This window comes from Vibrio sp. T11.5 (genome assembly GCF_027587155.1).
Classification (GTDB): domain Bacteria; phylum Pseudomonadota; class Gammaproteobacteria; order Enterobacterales; family Vibrionaceae; genus Vibrio; species Vibrio neptunius.
In genome coordinates, this window is record NZ_JAPPTP010000063.1 from 1 (window position 1) to 1,065 (window position 1,065).

Here is a 1,065-nt window from a genome sequence, read left to right on the forward strand (position 1 = left end):
CGATGCAAAACGCTCAATGGTTGACTTCTCAAACAAGTGGGTTGAAAAGTTCAATACGCCGCTTAAGTTGCTTTTCGCGTCGTCGATGGCTAGGGTCAGGTCAAATTTCGCTGCGGTATAGAACGCATTAGCGCCTTGTGCATTGAGCGGCTCAAATGGCAGTGCTTGAGACGCTCTCCCAAAGCTCTGTAACATGAACATCACTTGAAAGATAGGGTGACGAGATAAGTCTCGTTCTACGGCAAGCTCATTGACGATGCGGTCAAAAGGCATATCTTGATGCTGTTTTCCATCAAGTACTGTTTGTTGTACTTGTCGTATAAGACGCTGCACTGTCAAGGTCGGTGTGACATGATTTCTGATCGCAATCGTGTTGGCAAACAACCCAATGATGGAGTGGGTTTGCTCGTTGTGCCGATTATCTGATGGGGTGCCAATGACAATATCTTTCTGTCCAGACAATGTCGCTAAAGTGACGTAGAAGGCACTGAGCATAACGGTGTATAAGGTGGTTTCTTCTGATCTCGCGAGCTCTCTGAGCTGGTCAGACAAAGCAGCACCAAGAACGAACGCGTATTCGTCACCGTCATAGCGGACCTGTGTAGGACGCGGCTTGTCAGTAGGCAGTGACAGATTTTGATAACCTTTCAAATGATCTGACCAGTAGCTACTGAGTGAGGTTATGTTATCACCCGTAAGATAGTCACGTTGCCACTGAGCAAAGTCTGCGTACTGGATAGAAAGTGGTGGCCATTGAGGCTGCTGCTGCTTGCTGAGTGCAGAGTACGCACATGACAGCTCATCGAGGAAAATCTCGGTAGACCATCCATCAAATGCAATATGATGCCAAAGGAACAGCAAGTACTTCTGCTCACCTTGGATATAATGGTGAAGTCGGAACGGGTACGTTTGGGTTAGGTCGAAGGGCTGTGAGATATCACTCCTAATGATAATGTCTAAATCCGCTGATGCGTCAATCGTCGCTGAATACAGCGGGATGGTGCCAGGTACGTAGCGTTGAACTTCTCCGAGCTCGGGATGCTCTTCGTAGACGGATTTTAAGAT

1 protein-coding gene is annotated in these 1,065 nt (G+C 47.7%); it reads right to left on the bottom strand.

Going from position 1 to position 1,065, the window contains the following annotated elements; genetic code table 11:
• On the bottom strand, window positions 1-1,065 hold a 1,065-nt coding region (locus OH455_RS23175), incomplete at both ends, for a condensation domain-containing protein (RefSeq protein WP_269982935.1).